This is a genomic window from Microbacterium sp. cx-55 (genome assembly GCF_021117345.1).
In the GTDB taxonomy this organism is placed as follows: Bacteria; Actinomycetota; Actinomycetes; order Actinomycetales; family Microbacteriaceae; genus Microbacterium.
This window is the reverse complement of record NZ_CP088261.1, coordinates 2523961-2542643: the sequence shown is the minus strand read 5'-3', so window position 1 is coordinate 2542643 and position 18683 is coordinate 2523961. Positions and strand designations below refer to the sequence as shown.

General features: G+C 67.6%; 21 protein-coding genes. 3 read left to right on the top strand and 18 right to left on the bottom strand.

All coding sequences use genetic code 11. From position 1 onward, the window contains the following. Window positions 1-19 precede the first annotated feature (19 nt). From LQ938_RS12035 to acs, 18 genes are all read right to left on the bottom strand, one after another. Window positions 20-784 carry an immunity 52 family protein gene (locus tag LQ938_RS12035; RefSeq protein WP_223722828.1) on the bottom strand — a complete coding sequence of 255 codons (765 nt, stop codon included), beginning with the start codon at window positions 782-784 and terminating at the stop codon, window positions 20-22. A gap of 140 nt (window positions 785-924) precedes the next feature. Next, window positions 925-1455 (bottom strand): Imm47 family immunity protein, encoded by a 531-nt coding sequence (gene imm47, locus LQ938_RS12030; RefSeq protein WP_223722829.1) that lies wholly within the window; start codon window positions 1453-1455, stop codon window positions 925-927. Between the two features lie 73 nt (window positions 1456-1528). Further along, window positions 1529-2092, bottom strand: a complete 564-nt coding sequence (locus LQ938_RS12025; protein ID WP_223722830.1) for a T6SS immunity protein Tdi1 domain-containing protein — start codon at window positions 2090-2092, stop codon at window positions 1529-1531. 90 nt (window positions 2093-2182) lie between these two features. Further along, complete coding sequence (locus tag LQ938_RS12020; protein WP_223722831.1) at window positions 2183-2641, bottom strand: ankyrin repeat domain-containing protein; 459 nt, start codon at window positions 2639-2641, stop codon at window positions 2183-2185. 40 nt (window positions 2642-2681) lie between these two features. Then, a complete protein-coding gene (locus LQ938_RS12015) occupies window positions 2682-2951 on the bottom strand; it encodes a hypothetical protein (protein ID WP_223722832.1) in 270 nt (89 codons plus the stop codon). Window positions 2952-2980: 29 nt separating this feature from the next. Next, window positions 2981-3283, bottom strand: coding sequence for a hypothetical protein (locus LQ938_RS12010; protein ID WP_223722833.1), 303 nt, complete (start codon window positions 3281-3283; stop codon window positions 2981-2983). A 153-nt stretch (window positions 3284-3436) separates the two neighbouring features. Next, complete coding sequence (locus LQ938_RS12005; RefSeq protein ID WP_223722834.1) at window positions 3437-3922, bottom strand: hypothetical protein; 486 nt, start codon at window positions 3920-3922, stop codon at window positions 3437-3439. Next, entirely contained in the window at window positions 3909-5132 is a 1224-nt protein-coding gene (locus tag LQ938_RS12000) for a hypothetical protein (protein ID WP_223722835.1), read from the bottom strand. The genes LQ938_RS12005 and LQ938_RS12000 overlap by 14 nt, the downstream gene beginning before the upstream one ends. Before the next feature lie 34 nt (window positions 5133-5166). Further along, window positions 5167-5823, bottom strand: a complete 657-nt coding sequence (locus LQ938_RS11995) for a hypothetical protein (RefSeq protein WP_223722836.1) — start codon at window positions 5821-5823, stop codon at window positions 5167-5169. A 73-nt stretch (window positions 5824-5896) separates the two neighbouring features. Continuing rightward, window positions 5897-6343 (bottom strand): ankyrin repeat domain-containing protein, encoded by a 447-nt coding sequence (locus LQ938_RS11990; RefSeq protein ID WP_223722837.1) that lies wholly within the window; start codon window positions 6341-6343, stop codon window positions 5897-5899. A 142-nt stretch (window positions 6344-6485) separates the two neighbouring features. Beyond that, complete coding sequence (locus tag LQ938_RS11985; RefSeq protein ID WP_223722838.1) at window positions 6486-7532, bottom strand: hypothetical protein; 1047 nt, start codon at window positions 7530-7532, stop codon at window positions 6486-6488. 10 nt (window positions 7533-7542) lie between these two features. After that, window positions 7543-8163, bottom strand: coding sequence for a DUF1851 domain-containing protein (locus LQ938_RS11980; RefSeq protein WP_223722839.1), 621 nt, complete (start codon window positions 8161-8163; stop codon window positions 7543-7545). 36 nt (window positions 8164-8199) lie between these two features. Beyond that, window positions 8200-8853, bottom strand: coding sequence for a hypothetical protein (locus tag LQ938_RS11975; RefSeq protein WP_223722840.1), 654 nt, complete (start codon window positions 8851-8853; stop codon window positions 8200-8202). A gap of 69 nt (window positions 8854-8922) precedes the next feature. Beyond that, window positions 8923-9864, bottom strand: a complete 942-nt coding sequence (locus LQ938_RS11970) for a hypothetical protein (protein ID WP_223722841.1) — start codon at window positions 9862-9864, stop codon at window positions 8923-8925. Between the two features lie 13 nt (window positions 9865-9877). Then, on the bottom strand, window positions 9878-10504 hold the full coding sequence (locus tag LQ938_RS11965) for an immunity protein Imm33 domain-containing protein (RefSeq protein WP_223722842.1): 627 nt from the start codon (window positions 10502-10504) through the stop codon (window positions 9878-9880). Window positions 10505-10564: 60 nt separating this feature from the next. Beyond that, window positions 10565-10984: a hypothetical protein gene (locus tag LQ938_RS11960; protein ID WP_223722843.1), complete on the bottom strand. Its 420-nt coding sequence runs from the start codon at window positions 10982-10984 to the stop codon at window positions 10565-10567. Continuing rightward, window positions 10981-11202, bottom strand: a complete 222-nt coding sequence (locus LQ938_RS11955; RefSeq protein ID WP_223722844.1) for a hypothetical protein — start codon at window positions 11200-11202, stop codon at window positions 10981-10983. The genes LQ938_RS11960 and LQ938_RS11955 overlap by 4 nt, the downstream gene beginning before the upstream one ends. Before the next feature lie 10 nt (window positions 11203-11212). Then, the gene (gene acs, locus LQ938_RS11950) at window positions 11213-13192 is read right to left on the bottom strand and encodes an acetate--CoA ligase (RefSeq protein ID WP_223722845.1); all 1980 of its coding nucleotides are present in this window, start codon (window positions 13190-13192) and stop codon (window positions 11213-11215) included. A 601-nt stretch (window positions 13193-13793) separates the two neighbouring features. On the opposite strand from acs, the gene LQ938_RS11945 reads away from it, so the two are divergent. The 3 genes from LQ938_RS11945 (at window position 13794) to LQ938_RS11935 (ending at window position 17929) form a co-directional block, all read left to right on the top strand. Next, the gene (locus LQ938_RS11945) at window positions 13794-14843 is read left to right on the top strand and encodes a TadA family conjugal transfer-associated ATPase (RefSeq protein WP_374197484.1); all 1050 of its coding nucleotides are present in this window, start codon (window positions 13794-13796) and stop codon (window positions 14841-14843) included. Next, window positions 14831-16108 (top strand): type II secretion system F family protein, encoded by a 1278-nt coding sequence (locus tag LQ938_RS11940; RefSeq protein ID WP_223722846.1) that lies wholly within the window; start codon window positions 14831-14833, stop codon window positions 16106-16108. Before LQ938_RS11945 ends, LQ938_RS11940 begins: the two co-directional genes overlap by 13 nt. 315 nt (window positions 16109-16423) lie before the next feature. Continuing rightward, a complete protein-coding gene (locus LQ938_RS11935) occupies window positions 16424-17929 on the top strand; it encodes a recombinase family protein (protein WP_223722847.1) in 1506 nt (501 codons plus the stop codon). Window positions 17930-18683: the final 754 nt, after the last annotated feature.

The window sequence follows — 18683 nt, the reverse complement described above, 5'->3', positions numbered from 1 at the left end:
GGCCGTGTGTGGTGCACGGTCATCGGTCGGCTTCGCCGGAGTCGAGGGGGATCCGCGCCTTCCAGTCGTCGGACGACGCCGCCTCCAGGACTGCTAGAACGGAAGAACCCGCTACCGCGTCGTCGGGTGAGTCGGGTTCGAGCGACAGCATTGCTCCGTCCGGGAGGATGTCCACCCGGGCCGGGACCGACGGAACCGGGAACGAGCCCGCCCGATCGCTCAGGTAGGTGATCGCGCCGATCCACGGCTCATCGACGTGGGGCACGAGCTGGTCGTTCACTCGGCGCTGTTCCTTCGACAGCAGCGCGGCGTGCTCAGGTTGCCACGCCCCCACGAGGCCGGCGAAGGCAGCGGGCCAGAGCGGGAACGTCTCCTGTTCGGGAAAGAGCGATGTGCCGTCGACGAAGACCGTGTTGTGAAAATTCCGCCGGGGTGTGACGGCCGATCCCGCAGCGATCGTGAGACGGAGGGTCGAACGCGACTCGAATGACGATTCCCCGGCGGGTACGAGAACGAGTACGACACTGAATCCCTGCTCTGCGAAGGTCCTCCCGTCGATCGAGCTCGGAACGCTCCGGGCGACGAGATCCTCGGCCGCCTGAGTCGTGCGTTCCACATCGTGGCCGGAAGCGTCGACCCAGCGCCCACCGATCGCGTCTCGGAACCCGTCGAGAGCCGCGAGGGTGTCGATCAGCCGGCGAGCGACCGTGACGGAGTCTTCCTCGCGCGCTCCCCAGAACGCCTGGAAGAGGAGCCCCCACCGGTTCGTCGCTTCCACCGTCATAGGATTCATCCTCTCGCGTCCGCCGAACACTCACGAGACGGTCGCGGGATCAGCATCGGGAGCCCGCCCGAACCCACTGACGCGGAGACCGTAGAAAACGTCGCGTCGTCGACAGCCTAGGAATCCCCTCCTCGGCGTGGTCAGGGAAGGGTGGATTCGGCGAACGGGCCGTCGTAGACGATTCGACCGGAGTCGTCGTGCACGGCGAGCACGGTGTTCCTGTCCGCCACGACGACGAACCCCGGCGGCAGGTTGACGGTCGCGAGGAGGGCCGGCCGCTCGAGGAACACCGTGTAGGCCTTGGCGATGTGTGCCGAGTCCACATCCGACGCGGGCTGTGGCGGGACGGCCACGTCGACGAGCCATCCCGAGAACGGGGATCCGTCGAGCTCCTCTCGGTCTTCGGGGCGGCGAAGATCGTCATGAGTGCAGGCCGACTGGAGGACGCGCAGGGCCGAGGCGGTGAACCCGGGGTCGCGCACCTCGGCGACCAGGTCGAAGAGGATCGACGTCGATGTGAAGTCACCGATCTTGAACAACTCGAGCGAAGCGGCGAGGTACTCCTGAGGAGTCCGGGCGGCGCGAAGCTCCTCGAGGAGTCGAGGCTTGTCGGCCAGCGGTGCCGGCGGTCCGTACCTCCCGTTCGGCGCGATGGCTGTCGGCGTCGTCATCGGAATCCCCCCGTTGGCATGGGCGCAATACTATCGACCAGAATCTCAGCGGCCCGTCGAGGCGGGGTCGCCGTCAGTAGAGCGGGCCGGCGACCTGCGTGACGAAGAGGATGTGCTCTCTCAACGACACGGTCGTCAGATGGTCGGCGTCCTCCGGGCCTCCGAGGACGAGCAGAGGGGTGAAGCCGAAGCACTCGTCCGCCAATGGGATTCCGAGTCTCTCGACCGCCTGCGGGTACGGGTTCCAGTCGAGATAGTCGGCGTGTTCTCGGCGCATCGGGCTGCCGAGATACGTGAGGAGCCGGGCCGGGCGGACGGTGAGGATGTCTACCCGTCCGCGGCGGTACTTCAGCAACTCGACGGCGCCGTCACGGAGCACGCCGATGTCGCCGAGCGCGGTCGAGAAGAGAGGCACAGCTCCGGCACTCCGCTCGAACGTCTCCTCGACGATGTCCGTCAGGGACCTGGGGTCCACGAACCGCACGAATCCGCCGACTGTGGTGCCAAACCCGTGGGTCTCCCACACATTGACCAGCTCCTCGGGCACGACCCCCCTGTAGCGCTCGATGACCTCCGGCGGTGCAGGTTCTCCAGGCAGCAGCGTCTTGAGAGGGTCGTTCGGGAGGGGGTCGGTCACGATGAGTTCTCAGTCGGTAAGGGAATGGCCGGTTTCGTCGTGCAGGAGCGGTCGATCGTTTCGGGGATTTTCACGGTGTCGGGCACCGCGTCATCCGTCGTCGTTGTCCGAGGTGGTGCCCGACGCGCCGAGCTCCGTGAGCCTGGCGAGGAACGCCGCTGAGTACATCGATTCGCCCATCCAGTTGAAGGAGTCGTGGGCGCGTTCGACGACGTCGGGGGTCACGTGCGCTCCACCGTCGATCAGGGCGAGACAGATCGCCTCGACGGAGGGACCGGTGCCGAGCTTGACCGTCGTCAGGGCGGCCCGGAGCGGGGTGCGGCCCATGGGGTCGACGGCGTTGGGGTCGGCGCCGACGTCGATGAGAGTCCGCACACTCTCGAGGTCGCCACGTTCGATCGCGAGAGTGAGTGGGGAGTAGTCGTGTCGAGGTTTGCCGATGTTCATGGCGCCGTTGATCTCGACCCCCTGCGATGCGACGTCCCGGATTCCCTGTACATCGCCGACGGAGACGGGACCGAGGAACGGTCGCGACGAGGTGTCTCGCATCAGGTACGTCCTTCTCTCGGGATGTCGAGGGGTTCGGTGTTCAGGGCGTCCGGAGGACGAACTTCTCCGGTGGGGTGCGGGTTCCGGCGAGGAACGCGGCGAGACCGGTTTCGAAATCCATCGTCGAGGCGACGAAGAGAACGCTCTCATCCGGCGCGACGTAGATCTTGCCGCCGCCCCGCACGGCGTGTACGACGCAGACGCCAGCGTCGTTGTCCAGAGGGATCGTGCGGAGTTCTGCGTCGGGCGCGAGTTGCGCGAAGTAGCGGTGCCCGACCGCTGTCAGTCGTTCTTCGTCATCCGCGCTCACGTTGTGTTCCCCTCGTCGTCCACCTGCACTCAGCCCGTCACGAGCGGGCGGATGTGCCCGCCGTCGATCAGCTTCTTGTACACCGCCAGTACATCATCCACGCGAAGCGAGGGACCGTGAGGCCCGTTCACCGTCAGCAGAGTGCCGCCGTCCACGCGATCGATCGAGGCACCCGCCACCGTATCGGGGATGGAATGCGTGCCGTCGCGGAGCCAGGTGACCGCGCCCAGCCGCGGCCAGGAGACAGGGATGAGCTTCCGGGTCGCCTTGGCGATCGCCGTGCTGCTGATGGTGCTGTTGAGGGCGTCCCACTCGAGGGCCAGAGTCCGCACGATGGTGGAAAGGTCCGCGAGGAAGGGGCGGACGACATCATGAAGATATCCATCGTCCGCGCGCCACCGGAGAGGCGTGTGATTTCGGACTGACGTGTCATGAGGTTGTCGTTGAGCATCGTTTCTCTCATGCTGTCGGGATCGAACGGGGGCTCAGGATGTCGGGGGAGCGTAGCCGGGGACGGCGTGAACGCCGGCGATGTTCTTCTTGACCTGCGCGTCGATGCGCTCCGGTGTCCAGGTGCTGGAGCCGCCGCAGACGGAGATCGAGGCAAGAACGAGGAGGTCAGTGGCGATGCGTCCGGCGTGGTACGAGGCTGGAAGGACGTCGTACTTCACGGCTTCATCTGCCGGCATTTCGAGCATGCCCCGGAGCTGGCCGCCGCGCAGATAGCCGGGTGGTCGTGTGAAGTCGGCTGGGACGAATACGGACGGATCCAGAGCTCGCAGCGTCGTCGCGTCAACACGTCGGTCGGCAAAGTAGGCGGCGGTGTGAATGATCTCCCGGACGGGTTCGTAGATCGCCGCGTTCCCGGTGTGGGGCGTGGGGGCCACCGCAAGCGCGATTTCGTTGAGGCGATCGAACTGGCCGTACGTCGCGAGAAACGCGACGACCTCATCGAGTTCAGCGAGTTTCACCTCTCGGGTGAATGAGAACGACTTCGCTGCTCTGACGGCTCGTTTGTGAACGGCGGCGGGCAGGGGAAGGGCCGACGTTTCCAGCAGCTCGGTGATGCGGGGCGAGACCTCGGCGGAGAACGCCTTGAGCTCGGCCTTGGTCGCCCACATCGTGGAGTCGTGTCCGGTCATCGGTCGGCCGCTCCGTCGACGGCCGGGGAGGCGTCACGGTGAAGCGCTGGAGAGCGTCGTGAGTGGCGATGGTTCCCACGGTTTCGTTGACCGCTTGGAGGAGCCGGTCGAGTTGGTCATCCTCGTCGGGGTTACCGGTCTTGACGAAGCTGTTGCTGCTGTAGAGGTCGCGGACGGTGGCGCCGGGCGCGGTGTCGGGAACCGTCGAGTAGTCGGGGAGCTCGTCGATCTCGAGTTCTCGTTGCTTCTCGATGGGGAGCGATTTGAGGGTTTGGTAGAGGTGGAGGAGGTTCGGGAGGGACCGATTGAAGACGTGGCGGTCGAGCGGCCCGTTGGTGATCGTCTGTAAGGGACCGTCGAGGATCCAGAGTGCTTTTGCTTCGGTGAGGTCGGGGTCGACGAGTTCGGCGGAGAACTCGTCGGTGAGGGTGGCGATCTGCTGGGGTACGGCGGCGTGGATGTCGGCGATGAGCGACGCCCACGCGGGGGAGGATTCGGAGAGATGGGCCTCGAAGGGCATTGGCGTCACGGTCCGGTTGAGGGCGTTGGCGAAGTACCCGGTCGAGTTGCCTATCCGCGGAGGCGTGACCTGGCGCAGGTACCAGTCGGGGATGAATTTTTCGTCCCGAGGGAAGCGCTCGAGGTCGAGCGCGTACTCGTCGTCGGTGAGCGCGTCATGGCTCGGCGGAACCGGCGTGAAGAAGTCCCCGCCCCCCACATTGAGGTAGACGCGAGCGTCGTAGTTGAAGACGAATTCGAAGCTGCCAGACGGCGCGATTTCTACATGCGCCGAGAGCCATGTTCCTCGGCCGGGTTGATACATCGCCTCACGAAGGGATGTGAACGGGCCACTGAGAACACCAGCCAAACGCCTGATCTGATCAACGGAACCGTCGCTGCGATAGACGAGATTCCGCGTGCGGCCGGTCGAGCCGACTGTGCAGTACCAAGCGATCGCCCGGTCCCAATCGCCGTCAGCCTTCCCGAAGAAGAGGCGTGCGATATCGGACTGACGTGTCATGAGGTTGTCGTCGAGCATCGCTTCTCTCTTGCTGTCGGGACCGAACGGGGACTCAGGATGTCGGGGGAGCGTAGCCGCGGACGGCGAAGACGCCCGCGATGATTCTGTCGACCTGCGCGTCGATCCGATCGGGGGTCCATACGGACGAGCCGCCGCAGACCGAGATCGAGGCGAGGGTCAGAAGGTCGTCGGCGATCATTCCCGCGTGATACGAAGCGGGGAGTGCCCTGGCTTCCTCAGCCTTCTCGGCCGGCAGGTCCAGCCAGTTCTGCAGGTGTTCTCCGGTGAGGTATCCGGCAGGGCGTGTGAAGTCGGCGGGAACGAACAGATGGGGATCGAGCGCCTCCATCGTCGAAGCGTCGTGGCGCCGCTTCGCGAAGTAGGTCGCCGTATGGACGATGTTCCGGATGGGCTCGTAGAGCGTCGAGTTCCCGGTGTGTGGCGTGCGGGCGACGGTTCGGGCAAGCGCGTCGAGGCGGTGGTACCGACCATAGGCTGCCAGGAACGACACGACCTCGACGAGTTCGCCGAGCTTCACTTCACGAGTGAAGGAGAAGGACTTCGCCGTACTCTTTGCCCGTTGATGGACGGGTCGGGGAACGGGGATGTCTGACGTGTCGAGGAGCTCGACGACGCGAGGGGACGTTTTGTCGGAGAACGCCTTGAGATCTTTTGCGGACTCCCACTTGGGTGGTTTGATGTCGGTCATCGGTCGACTTCCCCGATGGGCTGCGAGATGGTTCCGTCAGGGAAGAACGAGCGAACGTGCTCGAGTGTGCCCGTCATTGTGCCGATCCTTTCTGGGTCGCTTGCTCGAGCTTCTCGATCAGCGACGCGGGGTATGCCGGCGAGCCGTAGGCGTCGTAGGTGTTCCGCACACGATCGAGCGCTCGATCTGTCACAGTCGCCCCACGCGCGACGAGTTCCTCGACGATGGCGATGGTGAGCGGGCGATCGCGGTTACCGCCCGCGAACAGGGCAGCCTCGAGGGGAGTGCGCCCCATCGGGTCTGCCGCGTCGATACCGGCACCGGCGTCGAGAAGCGCCGTGACGCTCTCGATCTTCTTCACCTCTGCGGCGAGGGTGAGCGGGGTGCACTGATGACGGGGGAGCGCGTCGACGAGGTCGTCGAGTGGGACGCCTTCGGACGCGAGCGCTTGGATGGCCGCGACATCGCCGTGCTTCACCGGGGTGCTGAACGCTCGCGATGGGGTCGGTGTCGATGTCATGGGCGGGGACCTCGGGCTCTCACGGGCGTCGGTTGTTGCGGTTGCTGCGGTTATCCGACGGATTCACGCCACTGGTGGCCCGGGGCGTGAACGAAGTCGAAGCTGGGGTGCGAGGTCGGAGATTCGGCGTAACGCTTCGGGCTCACCAACCACGGCTGTCTCCGACGACGCCGGGCGGCGGGACCGTGACGTCGAAGCGGTTGAGGGCGTCATTAGTCGCCACGGCGCTGGCGGTCTCGTTGACCACCTGGGTGAGAATGCTGAGCAGCTCCGTGTGTTCGGTCTTTCCGAAGGTGTTGGTGTCCCACAGCGTCCGGACGGTTGTGTCGGGCGCGGTGGCGGGCACGGTGGTGTAGTCGGGGAAGGTCTCGAGTTCGAGGACGAGTCCTTCCCGAGCATCGATCGGGAGTGACTTGACCGCTCGGTAGAGGTCTAGGAGGTTCGGGAGGGACTTCTGCCACATGTGCCGGTCGACCGGCTCGCCCGTGATGGTCTGCAGGGGTCCATTCAGGATCCAGATCGCCTTCGCCCAGGACAGGCCGGGGTCGATGAGCTCCGCGGAGAACTCGTCGGTGAGTGTCGCGATCTGCTGAGGAACGGCGGTGTGAATCTCAGAGATCATCGACGCCCAGACCGGGGAGGCATCCGCAAGACGCTTCTCGAGGCGCAACGGGGTGACGGTTCGGTTGAGCGCGTCGGCGAAGTACTCGACGGGGTCGGCGATCGGTGCGGGTGCGTTCTCTCTCGGGTACCACTCCGGGATGAACTGCTCGTCGCGAGGGAACTGCTTGAGGTCGCGGACGTAGGAGTCGTCCTTCAGGAGGTCGTCCTGGGGCGCGACCGGTTCGAGAAAGTCCCCATCGTCGTCCAACGGGATGAAGACCCGGTTGTCGTAGTTGAAGGTGAATTCGAAACCACCCGATGGTGCGACCTCGACCCGGGCGGAGAACCAGGCGCCGCGTGTCGGCTGGTACATGATCTCTCGAAGGTTCGAGAACGCATCAAGTGTCGAATTGAGAAGCCGGATCCGCTCAGTTGATCCGCCCGAACGAGACACCCAGTTCTCGGCGGTTCCAGTCCCACCGACCTCGACGTACGAGATGACGCCACGCTCCCATTCGCCCTCGATGGCGGCTATGAAGGTGCGAGCGATCTCGCTCTGGATCGTCTTCGATGTGTCGTCGGTCATCGGAATCCCCCTACCCTTCCGAAGGAGGCGTGACCGCGACCTGGGAGCCTTCGGGGAGGTCCCGTGACTGCGCGCGCACCTGGCCGACGACGGCCCAGAGGACGCTCGTGTCGGTGACGCCCATGTTCTGGGTGGTGTCGTCGCCGCCGAGGAAAACGGGGACGTCGTATTCGATGCACTCGTCGAACCCCAGCGTGGCCGTGGGGACTCCGTTCGCCGTGCGCCATTCGGTGAAGGTCTGCGCGTCGAGTGCTTCCTCGATCGCTCCGTTCTGGAGCGCCGCGCCGAACTCGGCCGGGGTGGCGGCCTCGTAGAGGGTTCCGGTGCCGAGGTCGGCGATGTGGATGAGCAGTTCGCCCCAGGTGCCGCCTTCGGCGCGGGTGCGGAGGCTCACCAGCTGGCGTCCCATCCAGTCGAACGCGACGACGCCGGCGTCGGGGTCGACGATCTCAGGGAACGCCTCCCGGACCATGTCGGTGAACTCCGGGCCGCTCGTCGCGTCGTGAAAGCGGATGAGCCCCTGGTTGAACGACCGACCGCAGTATCCGGCATCCGCGAGAGCCGACGGGAAGTTCGGCGGGGCGTATGCTCCGCCGGCGTTGTCGATGGTGGGATCCACGGTGAGAGGCATGGTTTCTCCTTCAGAGATCGACCGGACGGAGGTGACTCAGGGTGCAGGGGGAGCGTACCCGCGAACGGCGAAGAGGCCCGCGATGGTCTTGTCGACCTGTGCATCGATTCGTTCCGGTGTCCATGTGGACGACCCGCCGCAGACCGAGATCGAGGCGAGGTCGAGAAGATCCAGCACGATCATTTCGGCGTGGTAGCGCACCGGGTGCTTGCTGTACGTCGCTGCTTCTTCGACGGGCATGTCCAGCAACCGCCGTAGCGACCATCCTGCGAGGTAGGTCGGGGATCGGGTGAAGTCCGCCGGGACGAAGAGATACGGCTGGAGAGTCCCTGTGGTCGAGGAGTCAGCGCGTCGGGCTGCGAAGTAGTAGGCGGCGTGAACGATACGCCTGACCGGCTCGTACACGGTCTCGTTGCCTGTGAAAGGGGTCGGCGCTACCGTCATCGCAATGCTTTTCAGGTGGTCGAACTCACCGTACGCAGCCAGATAGGCGACGATCGACGTGAGTTCGGTGAGCTTGACTTCCCTCGTGAACGAGAACGACCTCGCAGCTGTCTTGGCACCCCGTCGTTCAGGTGCGGGAAGAACAGGCTGCAGTGTCTCGAGCAGCTCGACGATCCGCGGCGATGTCTCATCGGAGAACGCCCTGAGGTCCTTCGCGGTCGCCCAGCGGGGCTGCGCGTCAGTCATGGACGGGTGCTCCCAGAGGTCTGTGCATCGCTCATTGCCTTTCCATCCCGCACGCAGAGGGGTGACGTGTCAGGACTTCGGGCGGAGGGACTTCTCCGGCGGGGTGCGGGTGCCGGCGCGGAATGCGGCGAGGCCGGCATCGAAGTCCATCGCCGAGCCCACGAAGAGCACGCTCTCGTCGGGCGCGACGTAGATCTTCCCGCCACCGCGAACGGTGTGGACGACGCACACGCCCGCGCCGTCCTCGAGAGGGATGGTGCGGAGCTCGGCGTCGGGAGCGAGCTGAGCGAAGAGCTCCTCGGCTACCGCGGAGAGTCGGTCGTTCGGGTGTGGGTCGGTCACGTTAGATCCTCGCGTCGGGCGGTCAGGGAAGGGTGGGATCGGCGAAAGGCCGTCGTAGGCGACTCGACCGGACTCGTCGTGCACGGCGAGGACGACGCTCTTGTCAGCGACGACGACGAATCCCGGCGGAAGGTTGAGGGTCGCGAGGAGTGCCGGCCTCTCAAGGAACACGGTGTACGCCTTCGCGATGTCGCCCGCGTCCACGTCCGACGCCGGCTGCGGCGGGACGGCTACGTCGACGAGCCATCCCGAGAAGGGGGAGCCGTCGAGTTCCTCACATCGGATACAGACGGTGTCGGCCTGCCATGCCCCCTCGATCTGGTAGATCGAGTTGTCGAAGTTCGTCGGAGGCCCGAGCGGGAGACCGCTGCGCTCGTGGAAGTCGTCCTGCATCGCCCGAATCCAGAGTGCGTCCGTGAGGTCCTCGCTCACGCGACGGCGCGGGAACATCGACCGGAAGTTCGGTGCGACGGCGATGAGACCGTCCTCGACCTCGCGCAGTCTGATGGGCGCCCACCCCAGGTCGATGGACGCACCACCGATCACCGTGTCGCGCTCGAACAGGTCGAGCGCAGCGACGGCGGACGCCACCATGTCGTCACGAACGGTCGCGCGGATGTTCACTCCGGTCACGCGATGGTCGATCGTGACGCGATTCGCACTCGTCATCCGTGGTCGCCGTTCACAACGGCCCCTGAGCCAGGATCGAGAAGTCGGCCTCGCGGAAGACCGCTTCCATGCCCTGGTCATTGACCACGGCGGCGACGCCGGGCGGGAGGAAGAGCGCGCGAACCACGTGCTTCTTCAGCTGCAGGAGCTGCGCGGCGGGATAGCGGGTCATCTCCCCGGGCGGCAGTGCCTCGCCGGGCGGAGTGGGGTAGACGTCCATGTACCACCCGCTGTCGTGCGGGCGAGGCGCGCTGCGTGACAGGGTCCAGCGCTCGGCGTCGATCGCCCGGTTGGCGATGATCACGTCCTGGTCGAAGTTCGTCGGGGTCGGCTCATCGATCTCCGCCATCGACAGGACGAGAGTCTGCCCCACGAGCGTCCACAGCGCGAGCGTCAGGTCGTCGGTGATCTCCCCGTCCGCATGATCCTCGTATCGTGGGGCGACCACCGTGTAGGCGTCCTCTGAATCCTGGCGGAGGATGAAGGGCCCCCATCCGAGCTGCACGCTCAGCCCATCGCGGAACTCGGCGCGGTATGGCCGGAGGGCTTCGATGATGCCGCCGACTTGTGCGGACAACTCGCCCATGGCGCTCCCGCTCACGCGAGCTCCGTCGATGTCGGTCGTCACGGTCTCCAGCACGTCGTACCTCCTGTCGTCTCGTCGTTCCACATTAGGTGCTCACCGTCGCCCGATGAGCGATCACGCACCGTCGAGGAAGTCGTCGATGGCATCGGTCACCGCGTCGAGAGCCTCATTGCTGATCCTGCGCAGCATGGCGCGCGTCTCCGGCGTGATGGGAGCAAAGGCGGGGTGCCCTGGCCATGCTTCGAGCGGCTTGGAGCCCGTCGACGCGTTGGTCCGCGGACCCATGCCCCAGAAGTTCGCGGAGAGGTTCACGATGTCGAGCATCTGCTCGTAGGTGAGGTCCCGGAAACCCCGGAGGTCGACGATCCTTCGAAGAGGAATGATGTGGTCCGCTTGGAACGTCGTGGGACGGTAGTCGGGCTGCGCCGGGTCGGGGCGCTCTTCGCCCCTCTCGTACGACCCTTGAACGAGGTCGCGGATCTCGTCGGTCGGTGTCTTCGGCTGGAAGTGCTCGGCGAGCTGCTGGGACGTCATCCCGTCAGTCCGGCCTGGGGGATGTCCATGCCGGCCAGGTTGGTGAGGGTGCCGTTGAGCTCGCCCTTGGCGCTCGTGATCGACGAGCTGAACTCCGACCACGCGGAGGCCGCGTCGCCGAGCTTGCCGGTGTCGGCGTCGGGGAGGACCATACCGATCTGCGCGAGGGCGTCCATGACGAACTCGCCGTGCGACACGGAGGGGAGTGCGTGTCGCACGTCGCCGCGATTACTTGCTCTTCACTTGACCCTTGATCGTGCTCATGACCATCGTGTCTGCCAACGTCGTCGTGTCGCCGACCTCGCGCCCCTCCGCAACGTCACGAAGGAGGCGACGCATGATCTTTCCGGATCGCGTCTTCGGAAGTTCGGTCACGATATAGATGTCGCGAGGACGAGCGATCGCGCCGATCTGTTGCGCGACCCACGCGCGTAATTCGACTATCAACGCCTCGAGTTCATCGGGATTCACAGCGTGCGAGTTCTTAATACATACAAAAGCGACGACCGCCTGGCCGGTGGTCTCATCCGAGGCGCCGACGACGGCCGCCTCGGCGACGGCCTCGTTCCCGACGAGGGCCGATTCGATCTCGGCGGTCGAGAGTCGGTGCCCCGAGACGTTCATCACGTCGTCGACGCGACCGAGCAGCCAGACGTCGCCGTCGTCGTCCAGGCGCGCACCGTCGCCCGCGAAGTAGAAGCCGCGAGCCGCGAACTTCTCCCAGTAGGTCTCGACGAACCGGTCGGGGTCGCCCCAGATCCCGCGCAGCATGCTCGGCCACGGACGCGTCACCACGAGCAGACCGCCGTTGCCGTTGCCGACCTCCGTGCCGGTGTCGTCGACGACGTCCACCGAGATCCCGGGCAGCGGCACCTGCGCCGACCCGGGCTTCGTCTCGGTGACGCCGGGCAGCGCCGAGATCATGATGGCGCCCGTTTCGGTCTGCCACCACGTGTCGACGATCGGTGCGGTTCCCGCGCCGATGACCGACCGGTACCAGACCCAGGCCTCGGGGTTGATCGGCTCGCCGACCGACCCGAGCAGACGCAGGCTCGATAGGTCGAACTCCTGCGGCACCTGGCGCCCGATCTTCATGAACGAGCGGATGGCGGTGGGGGCCGTATAGAGGACCGTCACGCCGTACTTCTCCACGATCTCCCACCAGCGTCCCGGATGCGGTGAATCGGGCGTTCCCTCGTAGATCACCTGCGTCGCGCCGTTCGCGAGCGGCCCGTACGTCACGTAGGTGTGGCCCGTGATCCATCCGACGTCCGCCGTGCACCAGTACACGTCCGACTCGGGGTGGATGTCGTGCACCACGCTGTTCGTGAACGCCGCCTGGGTGAGGTAGCCGCCGGACGTGTGCAGGATGCCCTTCGGCTTACCGGTCGTGCCCGAGGTGTAGAGGATGAACAGCGGGTTCTCCGCCGGAAACGCGTGCGCGACGTGGTCGGCGGATGCGGTGGCCACCGCCTCGTGCCACCACAGGTCGCGACCGTCGACCCAGTCGACATCGTTGCCGCCGCGTCGGACGACGAGGACGTGCTCCACCGTCTCCTGGGGGCCGGCGCCGTTCCGATCGGCGAGGGCGAGGTCGACGGCCGGCTTCAGCGCCGAGACCTTGCCTTTCCGATACCCGCCGTCGGCCGTGATCACGAGCTTCGCTCCGGCATCGTCGATGCGGGCGCGCAGGCTGTCGGCCGAGAATCCGCCGAAGACGACCGAGTGCACCGCGCCGACGCGGGCGACGGCCAGCATCGACGCCACCGCCTCGGGAATCATCGGCAGGTAGATCGCCACGCGGTCGCCCTGTCCGATGCCGAGTTCGGTGAGCAGGTTCGCGAGCCGCTTGACCTCGTCGGTGAGTTCCGCGTAGGTCACCCGTCGCTGATCGCCGGGCTCGCCCTCCCAGAGAAGTGCAACGCGGTCGCCGTGGCCTGCCTCGACGTGACGGTCGAGGCAGTTGTACGCGACGTTAAGCTCGCCGTCGGCGAACCAGGTCGCGAACGGCGGATTCGACCAGTCCAGCACCTCGGTGAACGGGCGGTGCCAGTGCACGTACTCGCGCGCTCGCGCGGCCCAGAACGCCTCCGGGTCGGCGGCCGCCTCGGCGTAGAGCGCGGCCGTGCCGACGGCATCGGCGGCGAAGGCCGCATCCGGAGCGAACCGGCGGTCCTCGGAGAACAGGTGGTCGATCTGGCTACTCATGTGCGCTCCTTTGCGTACCGCGCCACCGGGCGCCGTGAGGGTGGCGCGACCTACGCGCCGGGTCCCATCCTGCGACCCGCGGCGAGGGACGCGCCACCCCCGTTAGTTGGTGACGGATGCGGCAGGGGACACGCGCCGATTGCTGTTGGCGCGTCCCATCGGGCGCGCGTATGCTCATGGTCGCCCGCGATCTATTCGGGTGTGCGCGATCTCTCAGTGCCCCCCATTCGGAGGGTCGCGCACGGCGGCATCCTCACCCCCCATGAGGATGCCGCCTTCTTTTTTGTGCGAGGGTGCGCCCTCGCGTGACGGAGGGGCCGACCGCATCTCCACAGCGGCGATATTCGGCGAGCTGTCCACGGACGGGGGTCTGGGCGGGGTGCCGCCGTCGCTCGCGACCTAGCGTCGTGCCATGCCCCCGCCGTTCGTCGTGAGTCCCCGCGCGGAGACGCCAAGCCTGCCCGACGCCTCGGTGTCTCGAGCGGTGGCGCGCGGTGTGCCGGCCGGGGTGCGATCGGATGCGGCGGGCGCGTCGCGTGCGGATGCATTCGGGGCGCCGCGTGCGGATGCATTCGGGGCGCCGCGCGCGGATGCATTCGGTATGCCGCGTGCGGAGCCGTTCGTGGTGCGCCCCGCGGCCGCGTTGGGCGCAGCAGCGACTTCGGCGGTTGCTCGCGCGGACGCTTCCGCGCCGCACGCGCCGCGGATCCCGCCGGCGAGGGCACGCCTGCCGGAGGCGTTGCGCGCGCACGCCGATGATCCGGCGGTCACCGACATCTTCGTCAACGGGGCGCGCGGACTCTTCGTCGACCGCGGCGCCGGCGCCGAGCGCGTGGCACAGTGGCGGGCCGGCGAGGAGGAGGTGCGTGAACTGGCGGTTTCCCTCATCGCGCTCGGCGGTCGGCACATCGATGACGCGACGCCGTGCGTGGATGTGCGCCTCGATGGCGGCATCCGCGTGCATGCCGTGCTGCCGCCCGTGTGCGCCGACGGCACGACGATCTCCATCCGCGTGCCGCGTGCCGACATCGTCGACCTCGCGGGGCTCGAAGCGCGCGGGGTGTTCGGGGACGCCGGGCGCGCGATGCTCGAGGGCTTCGTCGCCGCGCGCGAGAACCTGCTGGTGACGGGTGCGGCCGGAACCGGCAAGACGACTCTGCTGGGCGCACTCCTGGCAACGGCGCCCGCGGGGGAGCGCATCGTGACGATCGAGGATGTCGCCGAGCTCCGCATCGATCATCCGCACCACGTCCGGCTCGAGGCGCGCCAGCCGAACCTCGAGGGGGCGGGCGGGATCGGGCTCGCGCAGCTCGTCCGCGAGGCGCTCCGGATGCGGCCCGACCGGCTCGTGGTCGGGGAGTGCCGGGGCGCGGAGGTCCGCGAACTCCTCTCCGCACTCAATACGGGTCACGACGGCGGGGCGGGGACGCTGCATGCCAACGGTCTCCGCGACGTGCCGGCGCGGCTGGAAGCGCTCGGCGCCCTCGCCGGACTCGATGACCGGGCGCTCGCGCGGCAGGTGGCGAGCGCGATCGGGTGGGTCGTGCATCTCGAGCGCGGCGCCGACGGAGTGCGCCGGGTCGCCGGAGTCGGGCGCCCCGGCATCCGGAACGAGCGGCTGGTCATCGAGGAGGCGCCGTGGCCCGTCTGACTCTCCGCCGTGCTCCCGCACCGGCTGATCGCACGCCGGAGATCGCGTTGCGGCTTGCCGTCCTGCTGCAGGCCGGCGTCGCTCCCGCGGGTGCATGGCGCTTCCTTGCCGAGTCCGGCGAAGCGGATGCCGCGGCCATCTCCGCCCGTCACGCTTCCGGTTCCGACCTGGCCGGCGCGATCGCCGCGCAAGGCGAGCGTTGGGCGCCGATCGCCGCTGCGTGGCGGGTCGCGACGGAAGTGGGCGCTCCGCTCGCCGCCGGGCTCCGTGCCATCGCCCGTGCGCTCCGAGAGGCCGATGAATGCCGTGACGAGGTGCAGGTCGCGCTCGCCGAACCTGCCTCGACCGCACGGCTGATGACCTGGCTGCCGCTCGTCGCGGTCGTGCTGGGCGTCGCGCTCGGGGTCGACACGCTCGGGGTGCTGACGACGAGCCCGGGCGGGATCGCCTGCCTCGCGCTGGGCCTCCTGCTCATGGGCGCCGCCCACGTGTGGACGCGTCGGCTGGTCCGAGGAGCGGGCCCGCCCCCGCAGGTGGCGGGGCTCGGCGCAGAACTGATCGCGATCGCCCTCAGCGGAGGCGTCTCGATCGAGCGCGCGCGTCGGCTCGCGGACGACGCGCGTGGGCGGGACGCAGCGGGGGCGGACGCTGCGGCGCCCGAAGCGAGGAGATCTGCTCGGGCGAGGGCCGGAAACCCCGCATCCGTCCTCGCTTCGGCAGATCTCCTCGCTTCGGGCCGCATCGGTGCGCGCGGCCACCCCCTCGGCGCACCGAGAACCCCGAAGACACGGAAAACCCCGAAGACACCAGGAACTCCGAAGACTGCGCAGCCCCAGGGAACCTCGCAGCCTCCATCCAGCTCGGGTGCCCGCGGCGCGCCTGGCCGCTGGAGCGCGCCCGGCCGTCGGAACGCGCCGAGCCGCCGCAACGCGCCGAGTCGCCGGAGCGCGCCGGGCCGCCGGAACGCGACGGTCACCGAGCCTGCCGCCCCCGCGTCGACATCCGCTTCGCACGAGGACGGCGATGCCGAGATCGATCGGATTCTCGAGCTCTCGCGGTCGGCGGGTGTTCCGGCGGCGGAGTTGCTCCGCGCCTCGGCGGCGATGGCGCGTCAGCGTGCCCGCACCGAGGGGCGGATGCGGGCGGCCCGGCTCTCGTCCGCCCTGCTCGTGCCGCTCGGCGTCTGCGTCCTGCCGGCGTTCATCGTGCTCGGCGTGGCGCCGATGCTCATGGCGATCCTGTCGTCGACCTCGCTGGGGGTGTGAGCGACCGTGCCCACACAGACCGTGCCCACCCCTCGCCCGCACAGACCGTGCCCACCACCGTGCCCACCATCGTGCCCACCATCGTGCCCCTCTATAGAAGGAGACATCATGTCCGTCATCCGTCACCGCACCACGCTTCGCCCTCACCGCGCGCCTCTCGAGCGGCCCGCGTCCCCCGGGGTCGGTCGCCCGCATCCGCCGGTTCTCACGTCGCTCTGTGCCCGCCGCCTCTTCGCCGACGACACCGGCGCCGCAACCGCGGAGTATGCGATCGCCACGATGGCCAGTGTCGGCGGATTAGAGCAGACTGAGCGTATGACCCCGAAGACGAAGCCCGCGGCCGTTCGTGCGGCGATCTACGCCCGCCAATCGGTGCAAGAGGACGAGCGCATCGCGGAGCAGATCATCGCGTGCGAGCACGTCGTCGCCGCGCGTGGCTTCGAACTCGTAGACACCTACCGCGACAACAACGTCAGCGGGTACAAGGTCCGAGGCGAAGGGACCGCGTTCGCGCAGATGCTCAGCGATGCTCACGCGGGCCGCTTCGACGTCCTCGTGGTGCGGAAGCTGGACCGCCTCGCCCGATCGCTCTCCGCGCTGGAAGCGCTGACCGCCGCGAAGGTGGCCGTGGTCACGAGCGACGGCGAGGTCGACCTTACGACAGTGAACGGGCGACTCATGGCGAACGTACTCACGAGCGTCGCCCGCGCGGAGAGCGAGACGAAGGCCGAGCGGCGCGTGTTCGCGAACAAGGCACGGCGGCGCGACGGCGTACCGACGTCGGGGCGGGTGCCGTACGGCTATATGTGGGTGCCGACGAAGGTCCGCGCCGATCGCGTGAAGGCGGGCGAGAGTGGCGAAGCGTACGAACGCGACCCGGACCGCGCCGACGACGTGCGGCGGATCTTCGAGATGTTCCTCGCCGGCGTGCCCCTCGGCTCGATCGCGCGCGACCTGAACGAGGCCGGGAAGCGGACGGCGCCCTACAAACGCGGCGGCGTCGTGGTAGCGGGTGTGCCGTTCACGGCGACGACGCTCCGCCGCATACTCCTCTCGCCCTACTACGCCGCTCTGTTGCCGCTCCCGCCGGAGGACGGCGAGCAGCGACCCTACGATCAGGCCGCGATCACCCGTGAGTCGTGCGAGGTCGGGAAGTGGCCAGCGATCGTTACCGTCGCGCAGTGGGAGGCGGCGAAGGCGAAGCTCGCACACCCCGACCGACGCACGTCGCCCGGCCCGACGCGGCGGTGGCTCTTGAGCGGGCTCGCGCTGTGCGGCGTCTGCGACCGCCCCATTCACGCGGGCGGCGGTGAGAAGGGCGTGCACTCCTACCGGTGCGGCTCCATGGCCCACTTCATGCGACGCGGCGACCCGCTCGACGCCTACGTCGAGCGCTACGCGGTGGAGTACATCGCGAAGCACCGCGGCGCGCTTCTCGAGCCCCGTGAGCGGGCGGACGCCGGAGCCTTGATAGTCGAACTCGCGAAGCTCGACGCGGCCCTCGCGGAGCTCGGCCAGGATCGGGACGAGGGCGTCATCGACCGAGCGGAGTACATGCAGCGCCGCGGGCGCATCGTGTCGAAGCGGGACGGAATGAGGCGTGAGCTAGCCGCGGGCGCCGACCGCTCGACGCTCGAGGGGATCGTCGGCTCCGGCGATGTTCTCGCCGCGTGGCAGGCGCTCACCCTCGGCGAGAAGCGGACCGTGCTCGGCGACCTCTTCGAGATCCGCGTGCACAGCGTTGGTCAGGGGAACCGGCGCAACATGCCCGCCGAAAAGTTCGCGAAGACGATCACGATCACGTCGGCGGGCGGCGCTTAGACCGCGTCGACGAGCGCGGCGTCGCCCGTGTTGCTCGGGCATTCCAAGTTCTGGCAGACACGCACTACTTCGAGCGGCGGGCGAGCGTCCGTGATCGTCTTCTCCCCTCGCTCGAGCCTTTCGTGCACGGGCGAGTCGCAGATTCCGCAGCGCTTCACAAGTTCATTCGCGTCCATTCCCTCAAGATAGCCGCGTCAGCCGACAGTTCTCGGCCCCGGGTCCGCTCTGCGCGCGACGGCGGGCGCTGTTGTTCGTGCCGCGTGTCCCGGATAGTGGCGGGCAGCCCTGGCGACGAGGCGGCGGGGTAGCTCGAGTACGCGTTCGAGGTCACTATCCGGCCCCGGCTCACGGGATAGGCCACGCCCCCCGGTGCTAAGTCCCCGCGAATCGGACGATAGCGGCTCAAACGCTCACCAGATTTGTTGGTAACCCCCCTACCCCTAGAAGAGAGGTTCACGAACCGTCCTCCACGCACACCCCCTCCAACAAATCTGGTTAGCCTCATGCACTGGGCCGGAGCGATCTATCGACCAATAGGTGAGAACGCCTGGTCAGGTACTGAATCCAGCTTGCGGTCCGCTTAGTAGAAGAGGTACGCTCGTCAGATCTACAGTCGAGCGATCGGCGACAGTGTCGGAATGCTTCAGCAGAACGCGCCGGCATCGTGATGGTAGACGTGGAGCGTGAGGTGACGCGTATCGGTCTTTGACCGGCGCCACTCCCTCACAAACCGGAAGCCCTTCAACCGGCTTCC